Annotated in this window: 33 protein-coding genes; 29 read left to right on the forward strand and 4 right to left on the reverse strand. The window is 37.8% G+C overall.

Annotation, left to right across the window (positions count from 1 at the left end):
• Positions 1–5 precede the first annotated feature (5 nt).
• The 18 genes from DRF65_RS11035 to DRF65_RS11125 all read left to right on the forward strand — a co-directional run bounded on the left by DRF65_RS11035 (position 6) and on the right by DRF65_RS11125 (position 14,362).
• Positions 6–683 carry an MIP/aquaporin family protein gene (locus tag DRF65_RS11035; protein WP_228438642.1) on the forward strand — a complete coding sequence of 226 codons (678 nt, stop codon included), beginning with the start codon at positions 6–8 and terminating at the stop codon, positions 681–683.
• 200 nt (positions 684–883) lie between these two features.
• The gene (locus tag DRF65_RS11040) at positions 884–1,711 is read left to right on the forward strand and encodes an RteC domain-containing protein (RefSeq protein WP_115970813.1); all 828 of its coding nucleotides are present in this window, start codon (positions 884–886) and stop codon (positions 1,709–1,711) included.
• A 414-nt stretch (positions 1,712–2,125) separates the two neighbouring features.
• Complete coding sequence (locus DRF65_RS11045) at positions 2,126–2,683, forward strand: TetR/AcrR family transcriptional regulator (RefSeq protein WP_115970814.1); 558 nt, start codon at positions 2,126–2,128, stop codon at positions 2,681–2,683.
• 10 nt (positions 2,684–2,693) lie between these two features.
• Positions 2,694–3,527 (forward strand): alpha/beta hydrolase, encoded by an 834-nt coding sequence (locus tag DRF65_RS11050; protein ID WP_115970815.1) that lies wholly within the window; start codon positions 2,694–2,696, stop codon positions 3,525–3,527.
• Positions 3,517–4,389, forward strand: a complete 873-nt coding sequence (locus DRF65_RS11055) for an alpha/beta hydrolase family protein (protein WP_115970816.1) — start codon at positions 3,517–3,519, stop codon at positions 4,387–4,389. The genes DRF65_RS11050 and DRF65_RS11055 overlap by 11 nt, the downstream gene beginning before the upstream one ends.
• Positions 4,390–4,483: 94 nt before the next feature.
• Complete coding sequence (locus DRF65_RS11060; protein WP_115970817.1) at positions 4,484–5,101, forward strand: FMN-dependent NADH-azoreductase; 618 nt, start codon at positions 4,484–4,486, stop codon at positions 5,099–5,101.
• Positions 5,102–5,162: 61 nt separating this feature from the next.
• Positions 5,163–5,597, forward strand: coding sequence for an OB-fold protein (locus DRF65_RS11065; RefSeq protein ID WP_165852208.1), 435 nt, complete (start codon positions 5,163–5,165; stop codon positions 5,595–5,597).
• 235 nt (positions 5,598–5,832) lie between these two features.
• Positions 5,833–6,870 carry a zinc-dependent alcohol dehydrogenase family protein gene (locus tag DRF65_RS11070; protein WP_115970819.1) on the forward strand — a complete coding sequence of 346 codons (1,038 nt, stop codon included), beginning with the start codon at positions 5,833–5,835 and terminating at the stop codon, positions 6,868–6,870.
• Positions 6,871–7,057: 187 nt separating this feature from the next.
• Positions 7,058–7,441: a DoxX family protein gene (locus tag DRF65_RS11075; RefSeq protein WP_115970820.1), complete on the forward strand. Its 384-nt coding sequence runs from the start codon at positions 7,058–7,060 to the stop codon at positions 7,439–7,441.
• A gap of 150 nt (positions 7,442–7,591) precedes the next feature.
• Positions 7,592–8,491 carry an NmrA family NAD(P)-binding protein gene (locus tag DRF65_RS11080; RefSeq protein WP_115970821.1) on the forward strand — a complete coding sequence of 300 codons (900 nt, stop codon included), beginning with the start codon at positions 7,592–7,594 and terminating at the stop codon, positions 8,489–8,491.
• 11 nt (positions 8,492–8,502) lie between these two features.
• Entirely contained in the window at positions 8,503–9,486 is a 984-nt protein-coding gene (locus tag DRF65_RS11085) for an aldo/keto reductase (RefSeq protein ID WP_115970822.1), read from the forward strand.
• 50 nt (positions 9,487–9,536) lie between these two features.
• Positions 9,537–9,911, forward strand: a complete 375-nt coding sequence (locus tag DRF65_RS11090) for a cupin domain-containing protein (RefSeq protein WP_115970823.1) — start codon at positions 9,537–9,539, stop codon at positions 9,909–9,911.
• 191 nt (positions 9,912–10,102) lie between these two features.
• Positions 10,103–11,023 carry a helix-turn-helix domain-containing protein gene (locus DRF65_RS11095; protein ID WP_115970824.1) on the forward strand — a complete coding sequence of 307 codons (921 nt, stop codon included), beginning with the start codon at positions 10,103–10,105 and terminating at the stop codon, positions 11,021–11,023.
• Positions 11,024–11,155: 132 nt separating this feature from the next.
• Positions 11,156–11,794 carry a hypothetical protein gene (locus DRF65_RS28735; protein WP_185148462.1) on the forward strand — a complete coding sequence of 213 codons (639 nt, stop codon included), beginning with the start codon at positions 11,156–11,158 and terminating at the stop codon, positions 11,792–11,794.
• 34 nt (positions 11,795–11,828) lie between these two features.
• Positions 11,829–12,230 (forward strand): nuclear transport factor 2 family protein, encoded by a 402-nt coding sequence (locus tag DRF65_RS11105; protein ID WP_115970825.1) that lies wholly within the window; start codon positions 11,829–11,831, stop codon positions 12,228–12,230.
• A gap of 18 nt (positions 12,231–12,248) precedes the next feature.
• Positions 12,249–12,767, forward strand: a complete 519-nt coding sequence (locus tag DRF65_RS11110; protein WP_115970826.1) for a YceI family protein — start codon at positions 12,249–12,251, stop codon at positions 12,765–12,767.
• A gap of 159 nt (positions 12,768–12,926) precedes the next feature.
• A complete protein-coding gene (locus DRF65_RS11115; RefSeq protein ID WP_115970827.1) occupies positions 12,927–13,757 on the forward strand; it encodes an RteC domain-containing protein in 831 nt (276 codons plus the stop codon).
• 455 nt (positions 13,758–14,212) lie between these two features.
• Positions 14,213–14,362, forward strand: coding sequence for a zinc-binding dehydrogenase (locus DRF65_RS11125; protein ID WP_115970829.1), 150 nt, complete (start codon positions 14,213–14,215; stop codon positions 14,360–14,362).
• 133 nt (positions 14,363–14,495) lie between these two features.
• Here DRF65_RS11125 and DRF65_RS11130 read toward each other — a convergent pair whose 3' ends face one another.
• From DRF65_RS11130 to DRF65_RS11145, 4 genes are all read right to left on the reverse strand, one after another.
• Complete coding sequence (locus DRF65_RS11130; RefSeq protein ID WP_165852210.1) at positions 14,496–15,608, reverse strand: L-dopachrome tautomerase-related protein; 1,113 nt, start codon at positions 15,606–15,608, stop codon at positions 14,496–14,498.
• A gap of 127 nt (positions 15,609–15,735) precedes the next feature.
• A complete protein-coding gene (locus DRF65_RS11135) occupies positions 15,736–16,326 on the reverse strand; it encodes a type 1 glutamine amidotransferase domain-containing protein (RefSeq protein WP_115970831.1) in 591 nt (196 codons plus the stop codon).
• Positions 16,281–17,276 carry a hypothetical protein gene (locus tag DRF65_RS11140; protein WP_115970832.1) on the reverse strand — a complete coding sequence of 332 codons (996 nt, stop codon included), beginning with the start codon at positions 17,274–17,276 and terminating at the stop codon, positions 16,281–16,283. Before DRF65_RS11140 ends, DRF65_RS11135 begins: the two co-directional genes overlap by 46 nt.
• A gap of 546 nt (positions 17,277–17,822) precedes the next feature.
• A complete protein-coding gene (locus DRF65_RS11145; RefSeq protein WP_115970833.1) occupies positions 17,823–18,080 on the reverse strand; it encodes a hypothetical protein in 258 nt (85 codons plus the stop codon).
• 240 nt (positions 18,081–18,320) lie between these two features.
• Between DRF65_RS11145 and DRF65_RS11150 the strand changes: the two genes are divergently transcribed.
• From DRF65_RS11150 to DRF65_RS11200, 11 genes are read left to right on the forward strand one after another with little or no spacing between them, the layout of a single operon-like run.
• A complete protein-coding gene (locus DRF65_RS11150; RefSeq protein ID WP_115970834.1) occupies positions 18,321–18,713 on the forward strand; it encodes a single-stranded DNA-binding protein in 393 nt (130 codons plus the stop codon).
• A gap of 54 nt (positions 18,714–18,767) precedes the next feature.
• On the forward strand, positions 18,768–19,841 hold the full coding sequence (locus DRF65_RS11155; protein ID WP_115970835.1) for a DUF932 domain-containing protein: 1,074 nt from the start codon (positions 18,768–18,770) through the stop codon (positions 19,839–19,841).
• 56 nt (positions 19,842–19,897) lie between these two features.
• Positions 19,898–20,314, forward strand: a complete 417-nt coding sequence (locus DRF65_RS11160; RefSeq protein ID WP_123947323.1) for a hypothetical protein — start codon at positions 19,898–19,900, stop codon at positions 20,312–20,314.
• An 18-nt stretch (positions 20,315–20,332) separates the two neighbouring features.
• Entirely contained in the window at positions 20,333–20,743 is a 411-nt protein-coding gene (locus tag DRF65_RS11165) for a hypothetical protein (protein WP_115970837.1), read from the forward strand.
• Complete coding sequence (locus tag DRF65_RS11170) at positions 20,740–21,186, forward strand: hypothetical protein (RefSeq protein ID WP_115970838.1); 447 nt, start codon at positions 20,740–20,742, stop codon at positions 21,184–21,186. Before DRF65_RS11165 ends, DRF65_RS11170 begins: the two co-directional genes overlap by 4 nt.
• 5 nt (positions 21,187–21,191) lie before the next feature.
• The gene (locus DRF65_RS11175; RefSeq protein ID WP_115970839.1) at positions 21,192–21,542 is read left to right on the forward strand and encodes a penicillin-binding protein; all 351 of its coding nucleotides are present in this window, start codon (positions 21,192–21,194) and stop codon (positions 21,540–21,542) included.
• A complete protein-coding gene (locus DRF65_RS11180) occupies positions 21,532–21,741 on the forward strand; it encodes a hypothetical protein (RefSeq protein WP_115970840.1) in 210 nt (69 codons plus the stop codon). The genes DRF65_RS11175 and DRF65_RS11180 overlap by 11 nt, the downstream gene beginning before the upstream one ends.
• A 3-nt stretch (positions 21,742–21,744) precedes the next feature.
• Complete coding sequence (locus DRF65_RS11185; protein WP_115970841.1) at positions 21,745–22,110, forward strand: hypothetical protein; 366 nt, start codon at positions 21,745–21,747, stop codon at positions 22,108–22,110.
• On the forward strand, positions 22,097–22,681 hold the full coding sequence (locus DRF65_RS11190) for a prtrc system protein e (protein ID WP_115970842.1): 585 nt from the start codon (positions 22,097–22,099) through the stop codon (positions 22,679–22,681). The genes DRF65_RS11185 and DRF65_RS11190 overlap by 14 nt, the downstream gene beginning before the upstream one ends.
• Positions 22,682–22,697: 16 nt before the next feature.
• The gene (locus tag DRF65_RS11195; protein WP_115970843.1) at positions 22,698–22,916 is read left to right on the forward strand and encodes a PRTRC system protein C; all 219 of its coding nucleotides are present in this window, start codon (positions 22,698–22,700) and stop codon (positions 22,914–22,916) included.
• 17 nt (positions 22,917–22,933) lie between these two features.
• The gene (locus DRF65_RS11200) at positions 22,934–24,085 is read left to right on the forward strand and encodes a hypothetical protein (protein ID WP_123947324.1); all 1,152 of its coding nucleotides are present in this window, start codon (positions 22,934–22,936) and stop codon (positions 24,083–24,085) included.
• Positions 24,086–24,092: the final 7 nt, after the last annotated feature.

Raw genomic sequence — 24,092 nt, forward strand, 5'->3', positions numbered from 1 at the left:
TGTAGATGTTCTACATGAAAAAAACTTTTGAAATAAGAATGAAAAGGTATATCGCTGAAACTCTCGGTACTTTTTGTTTGATATTTTCCGGAACAGGAGCCATCATCATTAATCAACACACAGGAGGCACTTTAGGTCATATAGGCATCTGTATTGTTTTCGGCTTAATTGTTACGGCTATGATTTATACGTTTGGCTCCGTATCAGGAACTCATATCAATCCCGCAGTTACAATCTGTTTCTGGGTAGCAGGGCTGTTTCCTGCCAAAGAAATATTGCCATACATCATCAGTCAGGTTATCGGTGCTTTTACAGCTTCAGCTTTGTTGATGTTGATGTTTCCTGAAAATGAGGGATTGGGAGGAACCTATCCCTCTGGTTCTAATGGACAATCATTTGTATTGGAAGTCGTGTTGATGTTCATGCTGATGCTCACGATTTTATTCACAACACAAGGTTCCAAGGAAGTACAACAGTTGGCGGGGTGGGCTATCGGTGGAGTAGTTTTGTTGGGGGCGTTGTTTGCCGGACAGATTTCTGGTGCGTCTATGAATCCGGTGCGGAGCCTTTCTCCAGCATTTTTTTCAGGCAATATGTCATCACTTTGGGTTTATTTAACGGCTCCGACAATAGGAGCTTTGTTAGCTACATTTACCTGGAGAGCGATGAAAGAAGTGAAATGAATTGAGAAATACCGAGCAAGCTGTTCCGCAACTTATAAAATAAAGCATACTGGTTAATTCCCTGAACAAACGACATTTCTAAAAAATAGTTCGAAAATACTTGGCTATTCTTCCATTCAACACACCGGATGATGTCTAAGTCATACGGATTTAGGTTTTCCTGTTAGTAGCCCAAACGCCAATACTTCAAAATAATTGAAATGGAAAATTTTTACAATGAAACACTATATAAGCTGGAAGCAGAAACTAAGGAATTGGAAATTGAAGCGGATTACTCCATAGAACGGATTGAAGCCGTAATAGAAATCATTCTAAAACGTCTATCTGAAATTAAAGAACATGTTTTAAAAAAAGGGTTTAAGAATATTAGTGAGGAAATTCATTTTTTTAAATATCAGAAACCATCCATTGTTTCCAAGCTCATCTACTATAATGCTATTTATAAAATTGAGGCAAAAAAACCTTATGGCGCAAAACCTATTAAGAAATATCTGAATGATGAACTGAGAAAGCTCAAAAAGTATTTTGACAACAACCTTGAATTTTATAAATACTACCGAACCAATAATTCTTTTATTGACGAAAAACTCTTTGTAAGGAGCAAATACGATATTAAGCTAAGCTTAGACACGTTTTATTTTGAGGCAGATCATAGTTTTTCCACTTCGCACGATTACAAAGTAGCAAAGATTATGGCGAACGACCTGATACAAGTCTATCTTGAAGACCAGCTTCACAACACGGTATACCGAAATAAATCAACAGAGCAGCCAAAACTAAATTGGACAGGGAGCAAAACAGCATTAATAGAATTGATTTACGCCCTACATTCGCAAGGTGTGCTTGACAATGGAAATGCAGATATTAAAATTATTGCAAAAACAATTGAACGTGCTTTTAATGTTGATTTAGGCGACTTTTATCACACATTTATGGAAATTAAATCCCGAAAAATAAACCGTACCAAATTCCTTGACAGCCTTAGAGAAAGGCTGCTTAAAAAAATGGATGAAGAGGACGAAATTTAGTAGTCTTCTATCTTAACAGCTATTTATTGCTAGACATTAGGCAGAAATTGAAGCGTATGAAAAACGACCTTGGTTTACAACATTTGTTCAAAAAGAATAGTCGTTTATATCAAAAGGAGTGTAATATTTTGGCAATCAATTGCAAGTATTTTAGATTAACAACTATCAACTTGATTTATCCAATAAATATTGAGACAGACTTTCTGACAAGACACTTCCGCTTCAATCCTTTAAATTCTAACTATTATAAAACATCGATATCTTTTTAAACATGTTCAACTGATCTAGTAAAATTTATTTTGTACATTTACCTATCTATAGATAGATAGGTTTAAATTGATACTCTTTATTCTGATAACAGTTTAAATCCTATATATAGAGTTACAGTATTAATGATAAAATAACCGTATCAATATGAATACTAAAGAATTAATTGTAGGCACGGCCAACAAGCAACTTATTGAACGGGGTTATAATGCTTTTAGCTACAAAGCCATTTCGGAGGAAATCGGGATCAAGACCTCTTCTATACATTATTATTTTCCTACAAAGACGGATCTGGGGATATCGATCGTCCAGAGCCACTCAAAAGCCCTGGCGGATACAATTGAGAAAACCAAAGACAAAAATGCCCTTGAGAAGCTCAATAAACTTTTTCTCTATTATAAAAGGCTGGTGCAGGACGACAAGGTTTGTATCGTCAGCGCCTTAACTTCCGATATCAATACGTTAGAAGAACCATTGAGAATAGAGCTTATAAAATTTTCCAATGAAGTTATAGCCTGGACGGCTTCTATTCTGGAAGAGGGACATTCGCAAAATACTATTAAGGTAATGACCGATGTTCCTTTAAAGGCAAAGATGATCATTGCAAATCTAATGGCATTGATACAAATAACCAGAATCGAAAAAAGTAAAGAGTCGTTCGATCAGATGACAGGCTTGATACTGGCAGAGCTTACTATCAATTAAAAAGTCCAAGATGAAAAAGAAAATCATAGCATATGGATCTCGTGTTTTTCCGGAGACAATGGCATTTTACGCTTATAAGATCCTCACCAATCCACAGCTAAAAAAAATACGGTTGCATGAATCGCATGTACTGGATAAAGCCGAGAAGCAACATATCAGGTTTGGGAGATTCGACATACAGTTATACAAATGGGGCAATCCGGCAAATGAGCTTATTTTGTTAGTCCACGGATGGGAAGGGCATTCAGGAAATTTCGCAGATATTATTACAAGGTTGGTGCATGAGGGGTATTATGTTCTGGCTTTTGACGGGCCATCTCACGGCTATAGTACAAAAGGACAGACCAATCTGCTGGAGTTCAGTGACCTGATTATCCAAATTATAGAAACATATAGCCCAAAAAAAATCATCAGCCATTCATTCGGGGCCGTAGTAACAACGTATGCACTGAGCAGAAGACAGCATTTAGACATCGACAAATATGTGATGATCACTACTCCCGACTCTTTTCTGGAAAGGATAAAATACATTTCATTTCAAGTAGGCATCGCTGAAAAGGCACAAAAGGCATTGATCCGCAAACTGGAACGTGAGTTAAAAACAAAAATTCAAACAATTGCAGTGAGTGAGTTTGTCAAAAATATATCTATAAAAAATGTCCTGATCCTGCATGACAGGAACGACAAGATAATCCCTCTTAAGCAAGCAGAATTAGTGAATGAAAACTGCAAGAGTTCACAACTGGAAATAATTGAAAACACAGGCCACTATAAGATTTTAACAGAAGTCTTTGTAATGGACAAGATCGTCAAATTCCTAAAAACGTCCGATAATGATCAGTAAAGAAAATTTTGAAACAGTTTGTGAAGATGGAGTAAAGCTGAATGGCATCCTAATCATTCCTGAAACACCTAAAGCTGTAATACAATTTAACTGTGGTACGGGAACAAAAAAAGAGGTGTATCTGGCATTTCTCAACTATCTGGCAGAAAGTGGTTATTTGTGCTGTTTGTGGGATTACAGGGGAAGTGGAAATTCGTCAACGGAAAATTTGGGCGAATGTGACTTTACCTTTTCCGATTACGGCACAAAGGATATGCCTGCAATCAAAAAGTATCTAAACGAAAAATTTCCCGATCTTCCATTTCTAATTGTCGCCCATAGTGCCGGAGGACAGCAGGTTGGCTTTATGGACGATCTCGATGACATTAAGGGAGTGATCAATTTTGCGGTATCTTCAGGCTACTATCCCAATATGCCCTTTAAATATCGAATCAAGGCATATCTGTATTTTTATATTTTTACCCCACTCAGTGTGCTGATTGCAGGTTATGTAAAAGCAAAGCAGTTTGGGCTTATGGAAAACCTTCCTAAAAAAGTAGTTTATGAATGGCGGGACTGGCTGGAAAAAGAAAACTACTTCTTCGACAAAAATTTTTATGGAAAGACAGTTCCCATCGGACATTTCAAAAACTTCAAATTTCCAATCCATACCTATTGGACGACTGATGATACAATCTCCAATGAAAAAAATACAAAGCTATTCTGGAATAATATCCGAAGCGAAAAGGAGATTTCATATACAAGGCTTACACCCAAGGAATTTGGACTAAAAAAGATTGATCATTTCGGCTTCTTTAGAAAAATAATGAAAGACAAGCTTTGGTATGATGTAGTAACCCGATTGAACAAGCTGATCAAATAGTGCCACTTCATAAATCTACCTACAACAAAAGTAGATTTAGATACATTCATCTGTTGACCTTTTTTGAATTTTGCAATATCAAATTAGTATAAAGATGAACATATTGCAGATTACCTCCAGTATAAAAGAAAAAAACTCGCACAGCACGCGATTGGCAGGTTTGATTATCGACAAATTAAAGGGAAACACAAAAGCAACTGTGATTACCAGAAATCTTCGTGAAACTGCATTACCACATTTCTCTGAAATTCACTTAAAAGCATTTGCAAACCATCAGGAAACCGATACGGTAGAAAAGGAAAAAATAATTCAATTATCCGATGAACTCATTCAGGAAATTCTGGATGCAAATGTAATTGTTATCGGTATTTCGATGTACAACCTTACCATTCCAACGATGCTCAAATCATGGATCGATTTTATTGCACGCATTGGAAAAACATTCCGCTACAGTCCCGAAGGCTCAGTAGGCCTTATCGAAAATAAGAAAGTATATCTCGCTATTGCTACAGGCGATATCTATACTGTAGAAAATCAGCTTCACAATGATTTTACCGGGAACCTTATGCGGGCCCAGCTTGCATTTTTTGGAATTACAGATGTGGAAGAGTTCCGTGTAGAAGGATTAGCTATTCCAGGTATAAAAGAAACAGTTTTTGACAGGGTTGTTGAAAGTCTTGAAGAGAAATTTCGTTTGCCGGAAAATGTGTAAACCTATTGTCTGTATAAGAAGCATACCAACAAAATCTTCCAAAAAACCCATTTTAAAAACGATGAGTATCAAAATAAAAAACTTCACCCTCCAAATTGCTTTGTTGGCAATAAGCTGTCTGGGGCTAGCCTTTAGTATGGCTCCAAAAAATGACATTACGAACAAAAATGATAAAACAATGAGCCTTAAAGAACTTCACAACGCTTTTGTAAAAGATGAGAGCACAGCATTAAAAAAATATGGGGAAAAGATAGTGGAAATTCAAGGATATGTGACCTATGTCGGTCCGGATATCTATGGACTTCCTTCCATCGAACTCTCTGATAAAAAAGCAGGAAAAACCCTTGCACTCTGTGTACTTCCTACGCTCGACTATTTAAAACTGCGAAAATATTCGAAAGGAGAAGAACTGCTTATACAGGGAAAGGTACGTGCTTTTTGGGAAAAAGGAAGTCAGGTGGTGATCAAGGAAAGTAAAGTGCTGGAGAAAAAATAGATTGCTTTCAGGACATTAGACTATGAGATTTTTTTATTGCTTCAAAAATTAGAATAACCTCAGATTGAGATACAACAAAAGTAGATTGAGATACATTATTTTCTTATGGATTGCAGAAATTTACTATAGTATCCCTATCTGAAGGGATACCATTTACCGGGAGGTCATCTCTCATTACTTGAAACATATCTGCTCGGGGTTTATCAATCAGTAAAACATACATAAATTCAATATTATGAAAGCACTCGTATATCATGGAGACCACAATATTTCATTGGAAGAAAAGCCGAAACCCACTATTATTAAATCAACAGATGCTATTGTAAAAATTCTGAAAACGACTATTTGTGGTACTGATCTGGGGATTTACAAAGGGAAAAACCTATACATGAAAGAAGGAATAATCCTTGGGCACGAAGGGGTTGGTATCATTGAAGAAATTGGTGAAGGCGTTTCTCAGTTTAAAGTTGGAGATAAGGTAATCATATCGTGCATTACTTCCTGCGGATCCTGTGAGTATTGCAAGAAACAGCTGTATTCCCACTGTAAGGATGGGGGTTGGATTTTGGGACATATGATCGACGGAGTACAGGCAGAGTATGCCAGAATTCCGTATGCAGACAATAGCCTTTATAAAATCCCTGCTTCAATAGATGATGAAATAGCCGTGATGCTTAGTGATATTCTTCCAACAGGCCATGAAATTGGCGTGCAATATGGAAATGTCAAACCGGGAGATGCTATTGCTATTGTGGGTGCAGGTCCTGTAGGGATGTCTGTTTTGCTAACTTCTCAGTTTTATTCTCCAGCAACCATTATCATGATAGATCTCGATGAAAACAGGCTGGAACTTGCCAAACAGATTGGTGCAACGCATACCATCAATTCCGCTACTCAGAATGTTTTAGAAGAAATAAAAAAAATTGTAGGGGATGAAGGTGTAGATGTAGCTATAGAGGCTGTGGGTATTCCACAGACTTGGGATATTTGCCAGCAAATCGTGAAACCCGGAGGCAATATCGCAAATGTGGGCGTGCATGGAAAGAAAGTTGATTTTCAAATCCAGGATCTCTGGATTAAAAACCTTACCATCACAACTGGACTGGTGAACACAAATACGACATCTATGCTCATCAAGACTGTCTCGACCAATAAACTTCCCCTTAATAAGTTAATCACCCATCGTTTTGGGTTAAACGAAATTGAGAGAGCTTATGAAGTATTTCTTAATGCCTCTACAGAGAATGCCATGAAAGTCATCGTGGAGGTTTAATCTTATCTAATACAAGAAAACAAAGCAGATTATGCACATGCGCGATCTGCTTTTTCTATACGTGAACAATCCATATAAATGGATACAACAAAAGTTGATTGGGCTACACCTGTTACTTGATAATGAGGGAACTTTGCAACTACAAATTGCACAACGACTTAATTAATAACAATTAAAAAAAATAAAAATGGCAAGTAAGATTTTAAAAATATTATGCATCCTATGTGGTATAATGATGATCAATTCTGGTCTCAACATTTTCTTTCATTATATGCCCATGCCCCAGATGTCAAAAGAATTGATGTCAGTATTTGGTTCATTGATGAATGTTAAATGGATTATGCCTTTGGTTGCTATAACGGAAATTGTAGGCGGGCTTCTTCTTATTCTACCTAAAACAAGGGCGTTGGGAGCAATTCTATTGTTGCCGGTAATGCTCGGCATCACTGTACACCACTTGGCTTATGATGTGTCCGGAGGGATAATTGGATACATCCTTTTTTCAATAATTATCTGGACAATAGTAGAAAACAAGCATAAATATGCGCCAATGGTAAGCCAGGATAATTAAAAATCCGACCGCATATTTAGATTATCTATTCGAAAATTAGTAATCAAAATATTAACTGATAAAATAAACGGTAACAGAATATATCAATAGCTGAAGGTGTAAAATCACCTTCCGGATATTCCGGCACTTTGTACAATAAACAATGAAAAAATGAAAATAATTATAACTGGTTCATTGGGACCGATAAGCAAGCCACTTGCAACAAAATTAATTGCCGATGGCCACCATGTGACTGTAATCAGCAGTAACAGAGATAAGCAAAATGAAATAGAAACTTTGGGTGCAAAATCTGCTATCGGAAGCATAGATGATGTTGGTTTTTTGACCGAAACTTTTAGAGGAGTTGATGTAGCATACCTTATGGAGCCTACAGTCAATATGTTTGACCCAACAGTTGATATGCTTAAACACTACGAGAAAATCTGTGAGAAATATGCACAAGCTGTTTTACATTCAGATTTAAAGAGAATTGTTCATTTAAGCAGTATCGGGGGACATTCCAGCACAGGAAACGGCATGTTGGCCTTCCACTATTATGCAGAACAGGTACTGAAAAAACTACCACAGGAGGTGGCAATCACTACATTACGGCCGGTTTCGTTTTACTCAAACATTATGGCATTCATCCCAACGATCAAAGCTCAAAAAGCTATAATTACCAGCTACCACGCAATTGAACCTGAGCCTTGGGCTTCACCTTTGGATATTGCTGATGCGGCGGCGGAAGAATTAGTGTCAGTATCTGGCGGGCGAAAAGTAAGATACATCGTAAGTGATGAAGTAAGCAGTGAAAAGCTGATAAAAATGCTCGGCGAGGCAATTGGAGAGGAAATCCAATGGATTACTGTTCCGCATGAAGCTTTGGAAGAATCCTATAAAGGATTTGGCATGAGCCCGCAAGCGGCGAATGGCTTTGCAAGATTGAACGAAGCCAAGAATAGCGGAATTTTGTATGAAGACCTTGTAAAACATAAACAGGAAATTACTTTTGGTAAAGTAAAAATTGAAGACTTTGCAAAGGATTTTGCAAAAGCATATCAAAACTCTTAAAACAATAAAATATGGAATATTTGAATATACCGGAAAACAGCATTACCAAAACGGGGATTTCCCAATTGGGATTAGGTACAATGCGCATGCCTGCTAACAAAGATGAAGGAATCAGAGCTATACATACGGCACTGGATGCCGGTATCAACTTTATCAATACAGGCGATTTCTATGATGCGGGGCTAAGTGAAATACTTGTTGGAGAAGCCTTACAAGGCCGTAAAAGAGATGATGCTTTTGTTTCGGTAAAATTTGGCGGGATGCTGAAAGCAGACGGCGGAATGTACGGAATAGATTCACGTCCGGAATTAATCGAAACCTACCTTACTTATTCGCTTAAAAGATTAGGTTTGGATTACATTGATCTTTATCAGCCTTGTCGCATCAATCCGCACGTTCCTGTTGAAGATACCATCGGAGCGATTTCCAGGTTGGTGGAAAAAGGATTTGTGCGTACCATAGGAATTTCAGAAGTGGATGCAACTACGTTGAGAAGCGCAAATGCAACGCATCCGATCAGTCTGGTAGAAGTTACCTATTCTTTAATGGGTAGAAAAATTGAGGATGAGCTTCTGCCAACGGCAAGAGAATTAGGGATCGGTGTCGTAGGTTTTGGCGTTTTATTATCCGGAATGATTGGTGGTTCAAATCCAAACTCAAAATTAGATCACATCAAGCATATGGTTTCGGGTAGCACATTGGAGAATTTTAACCAAAATCTTTCCCTATCAGATGCGCTGGAAGAAATTGCGAAAGAAAAAGGGGCTACATTATCGCAACTTGCTATCGCCTGGGTAATGTCACAAGGAAAAGATATTATGGCGCTTGTTGGTTCCAGAACACCAGAACAGGTACAGAATGCCTTGAAAGCAGTTGATCTTACCTTAATTAAGGAAGATTTGGAGCGTATTGAAAAAATAATCCCTAAAGAAAATGCAAAAAGCGATTATATGCCAGCAATGAATTTAGCCGAAAACGGTTTGTTTAAGTGGTAACACATATTCTGAAAGAAGTTTGTATCATATTTTTCAAATAATAAAAAACAATGGATTTAAACGCAATAATTACAAAGACAACTGTGTCTGCTACCGAAAACTGGTATGACTATCCGGAAAATCCGGAAGATAAGATCAGTGGAGAACCGCAGGTAAAGATCAACCTTATCAGAGCTGTTGGTGCAAAAACACCCGTGCATAAGGCAATGCTCCTGAGTATAGAGCCTTCTACTTTTAAGTACAGGTTTGAGGGTGATGAGTCCTGGTATGTTATAAAAGGCTCCGTAACCATTCTATTGGAGGATGGACAGCAGGTAGAAATGAAAGCTGGTGATGTTATCTCCATAAAGGGAGGACGTAACTCTACTTGGACTGTACACGAGAAATTTGAAAAATTCGTTGTTGTTACAGACAGTACAAAGTAATATACAGATAGATCTTCCGATAAGTAAAATAGTCCAGCTTTCAATAAAAGTTGGACTATTTTGTTAAACAGATAATTTTCAGTATTTTAAATATCATGTCTAGCTCATATTCGACTACAATAAAAGTTGATTGGGCTACTCTCAAAGCTTAGTTTATTTCTAAATTTGTACTATAAATTAATGATTAGGTTATGGAAATAAAGCACCCAATACGGTTGAAAACAATATCTGAATTTCATAAATTCTGGGGTCTGCCAAAACCGGAAAACCCATTACTTAGTGTAATAGACTACAGACATATCAACCATTCTCTTTCAAAGCCCGAACAGCCGGTGATATTGGATTTTTACTCTATCACCGTCAAACGTGATCTAGGCGTGAAGATAATTTATGGACAGCAGTCTTTTGATTTTGACGAAGGCATCATGTTTTTTATGGCCCCAAATCAGGTTTTCAGAATTGAAAAAGAAGAGAGAAATGTTACCGATCATTCGGGCTGGATACTTCTTGTGCATCCGGATTTCCTATGGAATACCTCTCTTGCAAAAGGCATCAAGAAATATGATTTTTTTCAATATGCTATGCACGAAGCTTTATTTCTTTCGGAAAAGGAAGAAGATATCGTAGCAAATGTTATCAAAAATGTTCAGCAGGAATACCATTCCAATATTGATGGATTTAGCCAGAACATTATCATTTCCCAATTGGAGACGCTTTTGAATTATTCGGAAAGATTTTACCAACGGCAATTTATTACCCGCAAAATCAGCAACCACAAAATTTTGGAAAAACTCGAAGATGTATTGACAATTTATTTCAATAATGGCTATCTCGCTGAAAAAGGACTGCCATCCGTGAAATTCGTTGCCGAGCAGGTAAATGTATCTCCAAGTTACCTCAGCGGTTTGTTGAAGCATCTTACGGGGAAAAGCACACAACAGCACATTCAGGAGAAGGTCATCGAGAAGGCAAAAGAAAGATTGTCCACCACTGAACTATCGGTTGCCGAAATCGCCTATGAACTTGGGTTCGAACATCCCCAGTCGTTCAATAAGCTTTTTAAGATAAAGACCAAATTATCTCCATTGGAATTCAGGGCATCCTTTAACTAGGAAATCAATTAAAATTTTAACATAGCTAAACTGCTGTATACACAGCGGACAGGAAACCTATTGCTTATAGGTAGATAAAAATATACATACATGAATATTGCAAAAAACACAATAATTACCAATCTCATTTTCATGGTTCTTATATCGGTCAGTATCCGTTCATACGGACAAAATGCTGAAGTCCCTTCGTTTCATAATCCCCCCATCAACGTAGAGCCAATGGTGGGAAGCAGGGGACTCTCCTTTCAGATGATCATTGACAAAAAAATAAAAAGTCTGCCACAAGTTGGTTTTTTCAGCGTAACAGATTTAAACACAGATTGGGGTGAAAGAAACCTGAATGATGTTATGACACAGGCGAACCTGACATTGGACCTGGTTAAAGGGCTAAGATTGAATGCCGGTTTCCACTATACACCGGTAACGGGTATACGTCCATCAGCTGGACTGATCTATTCTTTCGTAAATGACAAGTGGCTGATTATAGCATCACCAAGGATAGACCTGCAACAAAACCCCAATATTGAAGGAATAGTTCTCACAGAATTTAAACCAAAAATCAATGAAAACTGGAGCATTTACACCCGTGTTCAGGGATTGTACTCGCATATGACGGAAATATCTGATCACGGGCGGAGCTATATAAGAGCTCGGGCAGGTTTAAGCTACAAGGAAATTGCCTTTGGCGTTGGAGCCAACATAGAATATTATGGACCATTAAAACATAATGAGAACAACATAGGAGTCTTCACAAAAATAATGCTCTTCTAATAAATAAATTAACAACAATCTTAAAACAAAAAAAATGAAAACAGACAATTTAAAAACAAATCAATTAACTGAAGAAGGTTTCAACTGGTTGAAAAATGCATATCAGGTAATTGATGGACTGCAGGAAGCACCTAACAGAGTTTTGTATGCAGAAGATAGCGAGGTGGTATTTGGTAACCGTCCGGCAGTTGTGGGCAGAGAAAATGTCATCAATATGTTCAAGCATTTCTGGTCTACGATAAATACTTATGAGCACTCATTGTTAGCTGTCTATGGTAACGATGATTCTTTCGCTGTTGAAAGTGTCGTGACTTACACCCGTATCGATAGCAAAATTGTACATATCCCAGCTGTTACAATCATTGAAAAGAATTTAGACAAGGAAATCAAATCGATGAGAATTTACTTGGATATATCTCCTCTTCATCAAGATTAATTTTATTGAAAGAAAATTATGAGCAATCAAACATGGGAAGCCGATAAGGCACATTCCGAAGCCGGATTTACAATTTCACATTTAGGCATTGCGGAGATGAGCGGATTCTTCAAGGATTTTGAAATCAAGATCGAAACAAAAACAGAAGATTTTAGTGATGCGACTATTGAAGCTACAATTTTGACAGATTCTTTGGATACCCGAATACACGATAGGGACCATCATTTAAAAGGAGCAGATTTTTTCAATGTCGAGCAATTTCCTAAAGCAACCATAATAAGTAAGAAAATCATCAATATTGGTCACGGTAATTATTCGCTTGAAGCTGATGTGACGATTAAAAATATCACCAAAACGATATCGATGGATCTTTTTTACCACGGTAAAGCTGAAAATCCTATGTCTCAAAAGACAACGGCAGGATTTAGTCTTTCAGGAAGCGTTAACCGTAAAGATTTTAGCATTGGACCAGAAATACCTAATTTACTGCTAAGTGAAATGGTGGCGATTCAATTCAATGGCGAATTTATAGTATAATAAATAAGTTATCTGACATTATTTATACCACGGCAATGATTTGCTATTTAAACAATAAGCAAGTTATAAAGACTTGCTTATTGTTAAGTATGATAGGATCAATTAAAATTGAGTATTACCACTCAATTTTAAATATTGATACGAAACAAAAGCATTATCATGAGAAAACTATACAATGAAATAATAGAAAAGCTTGATAGTAAGATACAAGACTGCACAGTTGAGCATAATGGCTCAATTTTATTTTTTGAGGTAATAATTGAATTAATCTTAAAAGAGCTATCAGAAGTAAAAGATATAGTATTAAAAAAAGGTTTTAACAATTTAGAAGAGGAAATTCACTTTTTTAAAAAGTTGAAGCCTTTACTTCTTTCTAAACTTATATATTACAATGCTATTTACAAAATAGAAGCAAAGAAGCCTTATGGAGGGGATAAAATTGTAAAGAAATATCTTAAAACAGAGTTATCTAAGCTCAAAAAATATTTTGACAACAATCTTGAATTCTATAAGTATTACAGAACTAACAGTACTTATCTTGACCATAAATATTTTGTCCGGGGGAAATATGACATTAAGTTGAGTTTAGACACCTACTATTTTGAGTCGGATCATAATTTTACTACATCTCATGATTACAAAGTAGCCAAGATTTTAGCTAACGACTTACTTCAATTATACCTAGAGGAACAGCTATTTAAAACCCCTCAAATAAAAAAGTCAATCAACAACTCATTTTTAAAATGGACAGGTAGCAAAACGGCTATGATAGAGTTGATTTACGCCTTATACTCACACGGATTAATTGATAACGGAAATGCAGACATCAAGCATATTGCAAAGACATTTGAAAACTCTTTTGATATTGATTTAGGCGACTTTTACCATACATTTATGGAACTTAAAGCCCGAAAAGTAAACCGAACTAAATTCCTGGATAGTTTGCGTGATGCTTTGATTAGAAAGATGGATGAGGAGGATGAAATGTAAGATAAAATGAGAAATTTAAAGCAATTATATTCAGATAAATTGATTATTGTATATCCTTAAAGCGATATAGAGCTCATAAAGAATGACCCGAACTTACAGCATCTAGTACAACAAGGGTAACCCCTGCTTAAAAGCAAACTACTGGAACTCATCTACCAACATTTTTTCTATGAGTTCTATTTCTTTCATAAACAAGGACTGTTTTCGTTTACCAAAATATAGTGTATTTTCAACGGGTATATAGCCGTCCCAAATTTTCAGGATATTATGATTGTCCATAGCTTCCTTACACAAGAAATCAGGTAAAACAGATAAAGGGAACGGTTGTAACAACCTTGTCACTGGACATGATTGATGTACCGTCAATTCATGAAAAGGCATTGGCATTTCATACGGTGTATATGATTATTCCCATTCTTTACAATGATGAAGCGGGAAAGTAGGAACACGGTCAAATCTTAAAACACATTACCGAACTGGTGGAACAGGGAAAAGTAAGACCGTTGATTGATGAGTATAAATTCTCATTTGAACAGATTGCCAAAGCCCACCAATATGCAGAATCAGGGAATCCTATGGGAAAAGTTGTATTAACGCAACAATAGTAAAGCAGAATTGATTATTAACATCAATTCTGCTTTATATTACAAATCTAATATACAATCTGGAAGCGGAGTTAAGGAATTGGAGATTGAATATATTTATCTTTTCTTTTGATAAAAAACATAATAGATTGGGTTACTCAATTTTAAACCTTAAAACATAGTACGGTGGCTTGCTGTCATCCTTCCCATTATTCCACCAAGGTTTGTTTTGTAATTGGTTTGATGTGAAGTACAGATAACCCTTTGGGTGTATTGCAATACCATCTGGCCACGAAATTAAAAAATCGTCTTGTACTAAAATGGAATAACCTTTTGGCGTAGAAATACCGATGGCATTGTTTTCTACATCGGTTACATAAATCTGTCCCTTGTTGTCTATTTTAAATCCATCCGATTTTGGCTTTGTTGCATAAAATTCTATTTGTTGGGATAATTGGCTGTCATTCAAATTTTCTTCGGCTAAACTTTCCGTAGAAATTCGATAAATTTTTTCGCCACCCAAAGCTCCAAAATACACCCATTTCATTTCCGCATCAATGGCAATGGGATTGAGTGGATAACGTGGATTTACAATTTTCCCATCGGGATAAGAATGGCTCAATGGACGTCCATTTATCAATAGGTCTTCATCAGTAGGTTGAAAAGATTGGTCATTTTCCAAAACCCTGCGACTATACCCTGTTTTCAAATCTATGATCACAAAAGCAGGAACAGAAGGGTAAATCAATCCGCCCAAACTCATATCTGCAATGATGGCGGTCTGATGCTTTTCGTCTATTACAAAATCCTGCAAAAAAGATGATGGATGCAAAACGGGATCTGGCAAAGTAAAAACCTTATGCAGTTGTTTTGTATTGATATTCCAGCCAATTAGTTTAGGTGCTTGTTTTGGATTGCTGTTGTTATCGCCAATATCCAATACCCACAAAATTTCTTTTGAAACCTGTATACCGATAGTTCTGCTAATCCCTCTTATGGAATATTGTTGCGGTTTTGTAATCCAAACACTATCCGGAAAGTTTTGCAGATTTCCGTTAGATAAAATTTCTTTTACAACAAACTTTGAAACAGTTGGGTCACTCATTGTAATAAAAACTCTGCCTTTTTCGGACACGGCAATATTGCCTGGACGTTCGGTTGCAAACGATGCTACAATTTCTATTTTGTTTTGAGTTTGTGCAAAAACTGAATTACTTATGAATAGTAAAACGATTATTAGAAAACCAAGCTGTGTATTATTTTTCAAAATCATTTATTTTTATTTGGGCAGCTATTTCCGTCCTCCGTTCCCGCTTTTTTGCTTGTCGTTCCTCCTCGCAAAAAGAGCTCCACTCAGGTCGGGCTGCGAATAACATTGGGCAATAAATAACAAATTATTTTTTCAATAATTTTAAAATCGCTTCGCCAACAGCGTGTGCCGATTGTGGATTTTGCCCCGTAACTACTCGTTGGTCAACCGTTACGTGTTCTTGCCAAAGCCCCGATTTTTCAAAGATTGCACCATGTTCTATCAGTTTTGTTTCTAACATAAAAGGAACTACGCTTTCTAATTTTACGGCCGTTTCTTCTTCGTTGGTAAATGCGTTAATTTTTTTACCATCTACCAAATATTTACCATTGTTCAATTTTATATTTACTAAGCCAGCCGGGCCGTGGCAAACCGCACTTACAATGCCATTGTTTTCATAAATTTCTTGGGCGATTTTTGCAAGGTCTTTGTTGTCTGCCAAATCCCACATTGCACCGTGTCCGCCTGCATAAAAAATGGCAGCGTATTCCTTTGGTTTTACTTCGTTTGGTTTCATTGTGTTTTCAATTTTGGTGCGGTATTTTTTGTCTTCCCAAAACTTTTTGTTTACCGTATCTTCCAAATTAAAACCATCCACTGGCGCTTTTCCACCTTGCGGACTTACAAAATCTATTTCGTAACCTGCGTTGTGCAACACTTCCCAAGGGTGAGCCACTTCTTATAAATAATAGCCGGTTTCGTCCTATTTAATGCGGAGAAAAATGCATGCCTAAATGCATCTCCTTTTCCGTTTTTCAAATCATTTGGAAAATACTGTGCCGCCTTAACTTCGGCATCCTTTGCATTCATTAAATAAGATAATCGATCGTGCATCGGCATTTTATCATATATAGCAATTTCCTCAGGGGTCATACGGCCTTTGTAACTAGCTTCCAATTTTGCTAGCAGTTCAGCTTCTGCAGTTGTAAGTGCATTTATATCCTTAGGAATTCCACCACCTCCAGTTCCACCGCCAGTGGGAAGAGGATCATCAGTACATACCGGTGGTGTCGATGTTGGTCTTTGCCAAACAACATTCACCTCGCCCTCAACATATCCAGTTACGGTACCACCATCTTCTTCTGGCTGACATAAAGGATCATTTCCCGGCAGTCCCTCTGCTTTCAATTTAACATTACGGTTTTGGCCTGACCAAGTATTACCTGCATTAAAGGTAGCAAAGTAACCTTGTCCCCCCAGATACCTTGCGACCATATAATTTTTGTCAAAGTAACCCTCTGAAATAATTCTTCCTGTAAAACCTCCTGGAAGATCTTTTCCATATTCCGGCAGAAAAATGACCTTCACAAATTCCCATTCTCCCGTAGGTCTTTTTGTTGCCTTAACGATCAGATTTTCTGACAAATTTATGGGGATTGAATCATTGGTGTAAATTCTTACATCATCCAATAACTTTACCTTCATAATTGCAGTATCTGCCGTTCTGTACACGATGTTGTCCCATAATATCTTCGTTCTGAAATTTTCATTAAAACTTTTTTCTTCTGATGTATAGCCGCTCTTGCTAAACTGTTTGTCAAAAGCCGCCTTTAGGGACAGTTTTGTACTTTCACCTTCGCCAAAAGTATTGACTTGGTCTTTTTTACAGCTCTGGAACCCACACATGAGGATAAACAAAGCCACAAGGCAATAGTTTTTTTTCATCGTCTTTAAATAGTTTTTCTTTATTGAATTATTTACATCTATATATATGACGGTTGAAAAATCAAATTGTCCCTTGATTATTGAAATATTTTCACGAGATAAGGAAAATTATAATTGCGCACCGTTTTTAAAGGATAAAAACGAAACTAAGGTTTTGTTTTTTAGCGATGAACAGTTCCCTGAAATAACGCAGCCTATCTGTCCATGCCTATTAGATATGAACTATGCCCCAAGATATTATTACAAGAATTCAATTGTTCCGTCATTGCTTCTGTGATCGAAAGAACCTATGTTTTACTTTAAAAAAATACCACTAAAAGATAATCATTTGACAGATCAAGTATAGAACTGCAACCCTTACATCATCTGATGTGGCAGGCAGTTCTTCACGATGGGCATGCCCAATCTGTTCGCCTATCTAGCCCCGCCTGAACAGCTACGTCGTGCTATTCACTGTATCTTTTGCCTACAAAAGGATGCCGTTTCTATTACTCACGCAGATATCTCTTAAAGTTCCTTTTTTCTAAACTGCCAAATTCTTTTCCCCACAACCGGCAAAGCACATTTACTGCCTTGTCTAAAGCCTTGCTGTAAAAGAGCTTTCTGTACCCTCAGTATAGAAAATTCAAAGCTGTCCCCTGCTTTCTCCTTCGCTAAACCACCTTTCAATTCCCTATGATAATAGATCTTCTTAGCCGTTGCTGTTTTTTGATCTATAAAATTTGGGAAATCACTTTTTGTCAAAAGAACAGTCGAAAAAGACATTCAAAGGTACATAGGGCATCCCGCCCACTTGCCGCAAAAGTGTTCGGCATAAACACATCCCCCCGCTAAACCCATCATTTATTCCGCTTCCTTTTGCCTACAGCAATTGCCCGATGTCCTGATTGACTTTCTTTTTTTTCCTGTTTTTTCTTTTGAAAAAAATGATTCGGGGCCGAGCCTCGGCAGGACTGAAAGACGGACAAACGCAACAGGATTGTACAACAACTAAAACAAAAAATTATGAACATCACAGGAAGGCTGACAGCAGATGCAAAAGTCAGTACAACACCAAAAGGTAAAGAGGTCGTGAACTTCTCCATCGCTGTCAATGACAGCTTCAAAAAGGACGGACAGCGGGTAGAACATACCGCATATTTTGACTGCGCCTACTGGCGCACAGCAAAAGCAGTAACGTGGCTTCAAAAGGGGCTACTAGTCGAACTAACCGGACAGATCAGCGTAAGGGCGTGGAAATCAAAAGACGGTACAGCGAAGGCAGGTCTGAATTTCCATACTGTCACCATCAAGCCATTGGCGAGAAGCGCAAAGAATGATGATTCTGTGCAGGACAGTACTGAAAGCAACAACGAAAGTACTGCCACAGGGAAGGACGATGACGACCTCCCCTTCTAATCAATGCAATTGACAAAAATTCACATTCATTTTAACCCACTAAAAATAGAAATCATGGGACATAATCTTAATTTCAACAACAGGACGGGCAAATATTCATTTTTCAGTGTAAAGGAAAAAGCATGGCACGGACTAGGACAGATTGTTCAGGACTACCCCACAAGTGCAGGAGCGATCAAACACGCAGGGCTCGATTACGAGGTCGAAAAAAGCCCTCTTTTTACAAAAGGTTCAGGCATCGTGCAGATTTCAGACGGCATTGTGATACAGGACACAGAAATTGAAGTGCCCAACTATTTCGCCAATATCCGTACAGATAACAATACCGTACTGGGCGTTGTGGGCAAGGACTACCATATCGTACAGAATAAAGATGCTTTTACATTTTTCGATTCCATTGTAGGTGGTGGAAGTGGCATCCTGTACGAAACAGCAGGTGCGCTCGGTCAAGGTGAACGTATTTTTATTACTGCAAAGCTCCCGAACTATATCCGTATCGGCAACTCGGATGATGTGATCGAAAAATATATCTTCCTGACTACCTCGCATGACGGAAGCGGAAGCATTACCGCTGCCTTTACCCCTATCCGCATTGTTTGCCAAAATACGCTCAATGCATCACTCCGAAATATGAGCAATGTAGTTAGAATTAAGCACACAGCAGGAGCTAAACAACGCCTGAACGATGCACATAAAGTTATGGGACTGGCAAACACCATGACCATGCAACTGGACGGCATTTTCAACAATTGGACGAAGATCAGAGTAAAAGACAGCGAAATCCGTAAACTCATACAGCTTGCCCTTTGCCCAAATAAGGAAACTTTTGACCTGTTGAAAAAAGGTGCGGATGATGAACTGTCAACCATGTTCAAAAACACTGTTGACGATGCATTCGCATACGCCATGATCAACGATACCCAACAGATGGAGACAACAAAAGGGACATTGTTCGGGGCATACAATGCTGTTACTGGCTATTTTCAAAACGTGCGTAACTACAAGGATTCAGAAGCCAAATTACAGAGTATTGTTCTGGGCGGTACTGCACAGGCAAAAGCGCAGAAAGCATTCGACCTATGCACCTCCTTTGAGAAAATCGGTGCAGATGTATTTGAATTGAAGTAATCCATTAACCAAAGGTGGCAGCCTGTACAGGACTGCCACCCTTTAAACACAAAACCATGAAAGCACTCCACGAAATGAACAATACCCAAAGAGCCTACGAAATCGCTAGACTGTTTCCGCAGGATCTTAAAGCACTGACCCTATTCATAAAGTCTGAAATAGCACATTTCAAGGAAAAAGAGGAAGCAACACGCCAAGCATGGCCGGAGCAATGTAGCGCAACAGCAGATTATTGGTTTGATCTGATCCAAAGTGCCGAGGACATTATCGCAAAATTCAGCGTAACACTGTTCCGTAATCCAAGGGTCTTTGCCGACCAGTTTTTCTATGCGCACAATGCCGTATTTTCAATACACTGCTTTGTCAGATATGCAAGTTCGGGTAAAGCCCCATACCTCCTGAGAACTGCCATAGCGCTCTATTTCGGAGAAGAAGAAATTGTCACAATAGATTTTAACACTGACAAATTGTAAACGAAAAAATAATTCAAGATGAAACCATTAGATAAAATGTCAAACCTCGATAGAGCCTACCTGCTCGCACAGCTATTTCCTGATGATCTCAAGCAATTAACTGAATTCATCAAAACGGAAGTAGAGCGATTTACCGAAAAGAAAGAATGCGTCTATTCACAATGGACAGAGGGACTGATAACCGCAGAATTTTGGTACAGATTGGTAGATAACTGTAAACGTACATTTGCCAACAATGGTACAAGACTGTACAGAAATCCACGGACGTTCAGGGATCAGTTATTTGACAGTTATGATGCCCTGTTTAGCATAAACGCCCTGATTCATTTTACAGAGGAGACCGCATGCAGTAAAAAGCTGAAATATGCAATTTACTCTCTGTTTGGAGATAGTAGGCTTGTCATGATCGACTTAAATTCTGAGTCATGAAACAAACAGCAAAAATAACAGACTTTCTGTTTCTAAAGGTCTACAGTGAGGTTGGACGGTACAATTTTGAAATTGCCATCATCAACCTGTCTGCCGACTGGATTGCCAAGACCAAAGAAACAATGGAACTGGTAGAAATGCTAGGGATAAACCCCATTGCGGGGTATATCGCACGAAAAGAACATACCGTCCAATTTCTGATTCATAAAACCACTAGCGCTCCATTTTATGAAAAGTGGTTCGGTGAAAACGAACTGACTTTTGTCGAAGCTGATCCACAGGAAATCGAACAATTATGCGATGAAAAAGGCTGTACAAAAAGCGATGTATTACTCGTCCATTCCAATGGAATGGCTCGCTATCAAGCGTTTGAGGATATGCATTTCAGGACATCCGAGTTCGACCTGAAACTGATTCAGGAAATATTAACCTTTCAAAATTAATTATTATGACACGTTCAAATCTTCATATCACTTTAAGCAACGGCGAAGAAATAGTTTGCGTTGCCGACAGCTCGAGCGCACCAGAACAAGGCTATATCGTAGAGGAAATTTTTTCGCAATTACTAGCACTCAGCAATAGCAAAAGGGAGCTTTCATTAATCAAAAAGCACTGCACAATGGACGAAAGACGGGCAAATGCATCGTATAGATACTACATCAACCTTATCACTAAAACAGTTACAATGTTCGAGGAAAATTTTAACTACCGTACAGAGCGATTTAGAAAAGGTAAAGATTTAACTGCACGCTATACAAGCTACTTAGAAATACTTAATGTACAGGATCATGAAAAATAACATTGATACAGAATATCAGGCTTTGTGCATCATTTCAGAAATGATAAAAAAATTCGGTTTACTTCATGTTCTGAACATTTCAGAAAAGGACACGATCACCCTGCAAACCGTAAGGGACGATCTCGAAAAAATCATTCAGGCTAATGGCTACCGAATGAATTATGACAAAAATATAAAGAACACCATCATTAAATTATAAGCAATGGACATTCTAGCAAAATACAAGTTTGCAGATTGGTTGTATAACCGATTTGTAGAACACTACAGAAAATCAGAAATCGCAGAAGCTTTTATGTATCTCGATGTTTTGACACAGTACAAAAATTTCACACTGGAAATACGAAAACTTTCAGACCAACGCAGACATATCAAAGAACTGCATTCAAAAATTACAAAAGCACTAAAGGCAGGAACTGCACAGAAGCTTTTACTTGCAGGTGATGAGGGAATAGCTGAATTTAACAGGGAAATGAAGGAATTTGAAGACCACTTAAGAAAAATCGGTCTTTCGGAAGAATATATAACTGAACGTGTTATCGATAAAAAAATGAATTATGGAACCAACTAATTTTTTCACACAACTTGCACAACTGGACATCAACGGACAGATTGTGCTTACAATAGCTAAAGGGGCAGAAAATAACCTGATTGTTTCGACATTGGTTCGTCCCCTATCTCCTGTTGATGCAAATAAAAATCTCATCATTCCCTATAATCTGTCAGCAACAGCGGAGGATCTTGATAACTGCTATTTCGAGCGAATAACAACACCACTCACAAAAGCAGGGGAAATTATTGACAATATGGATGAATACATGAAATCACTGGAAAATATCACTGCCAAATCTCAAAGGGAGAAAGCCAAAACGGGAAAGCCACAGGGTGGAACGGACAAACGGGTTCAAAAATATGAAGAGGCAATGAAAAAGGCGGGTGATCTCGAAAAACAGGGAAAATATAGCGATGCATGGTCAGCACTTCCCAAAGCATCCGAATACCCTGAACATGCTGAATTCATCAAAAATAGACAGTCCTATTATGAACAGCAGATCTGGCCTGATTTGTTCGGAAATAATAACGCACACAGCAACAATGAAGCTGATGAACAGGACGAAAATTCAGATGTAGAAAATGTTTAACTAAAATTTGATAACAATGGTACTAGCAACACAACTAAAAAGGGTTTTTATACTCGTTGATAAGGGAAATGAAATCCCACTTTCTGACCCTGAACCAAAATGGGCAGAGCAGGATGTTTTATTCTTCTATTCCAATATGTACCCCATTCTGACCACTGCAAAAATTTCTGCTCCTGTTATTCAGGATGACGAAGTGGTTTACAGGTTTGAAACAGTGATAGGGACAAAAGGCTAACTAAAAATTTTAATACAATGAGTCATGCAAAAACAATATGCCGACACGGTAAAACTACCGAGAAAAGAACAACAACGTCAGCTACATCGAGCGTTGGGGGAATACGACCACTGGCTAAAACGCAGAAAGGATGCAGGCGAGATCCGCAAGGACAAACGTCAGTCACTCCCCCCTGCCATGTTGCCAATGCCTTTTTAAGAATGAAGTTCTTATCAAGATTGCAGGAAACAGAAGTCGTACAAGGCTGTGACAAAACTAAATTAGAAAGGGAATTTTATGATTCCCTTTCCATAGTCACCGAGAAATATGGTATTACTGTACAGGACAGCAAAGCAATGCCTTTCCCCTATAATATTTCTGCTGCGCTAGCTGATCTAAGAGCGAAGCTAAAAAAGACCATCTTAGATTGGAAGGAAATCAGATTGATTCATCATCGCAATAGGACATTCTTCGCCCATGAAGATCGCTTCAATACTGGTATGACCTTATACTATATACCAGTGATTCCGCTTCATACCATATTGGAAGAAAATCAAAGCTCACAAACTGGCATACTATTATTGTCTATTTATTCCTATCTCTATAAGGTTTTAGGTATTCCTTACTACAGAAACGATGATTGCTACCTCAATTCGACCTATGAATCGTACGAGGAAATGATATCGGAAGACGAAGACCAAGACGAGGATATCTCCGCTGAACTTAAAAATGCAAAAACAGTTGGCGATATAATGAAAACTAAAATCTTTGATGCTGAGAATCTCACTGCTTTTGAAACTCGGTTAAAAACCTTTAAAGCAAAAAGCGACTTCGATAAAAAGACACTAAAGATTGCGAAAGAGGTTTACAAGATTTATACAAAATACCCGACAGAACGCCTTGATCGTAAATATTACCCTTTACGGTTCAGGGAAGAGGAAGCACAAGACAGTTATTATGTAACAATGGATAATTATGTCTCTTTCTGTGCATCCATCAAGGGAAATCTGTTTGAATGCATGTGTCAGTTCATTAATGAAGATTTACAGGAATATGGCGACATAGACGAACCTACACGTTTTTTGCCATTTGATGAACAGGTGATAAAGGGAAACAATTTTGATTTTGAGAAACAGGTCTTTGATAGTCTTGATGATCTCATAGCTCTATGGCAAAATTCTAACTTCTAAAAAAACA

Source organism: Chryseobacterium pennae (genome assembly GCF_003385515.1).
Taxonomy (GTDB): domain Bacteria; phylum Bacteroidota; class Bacteroidia; order Flavobacteriales; family Weeksellaceae; genus Chryseobacterium; species Chryseobacterium pennae.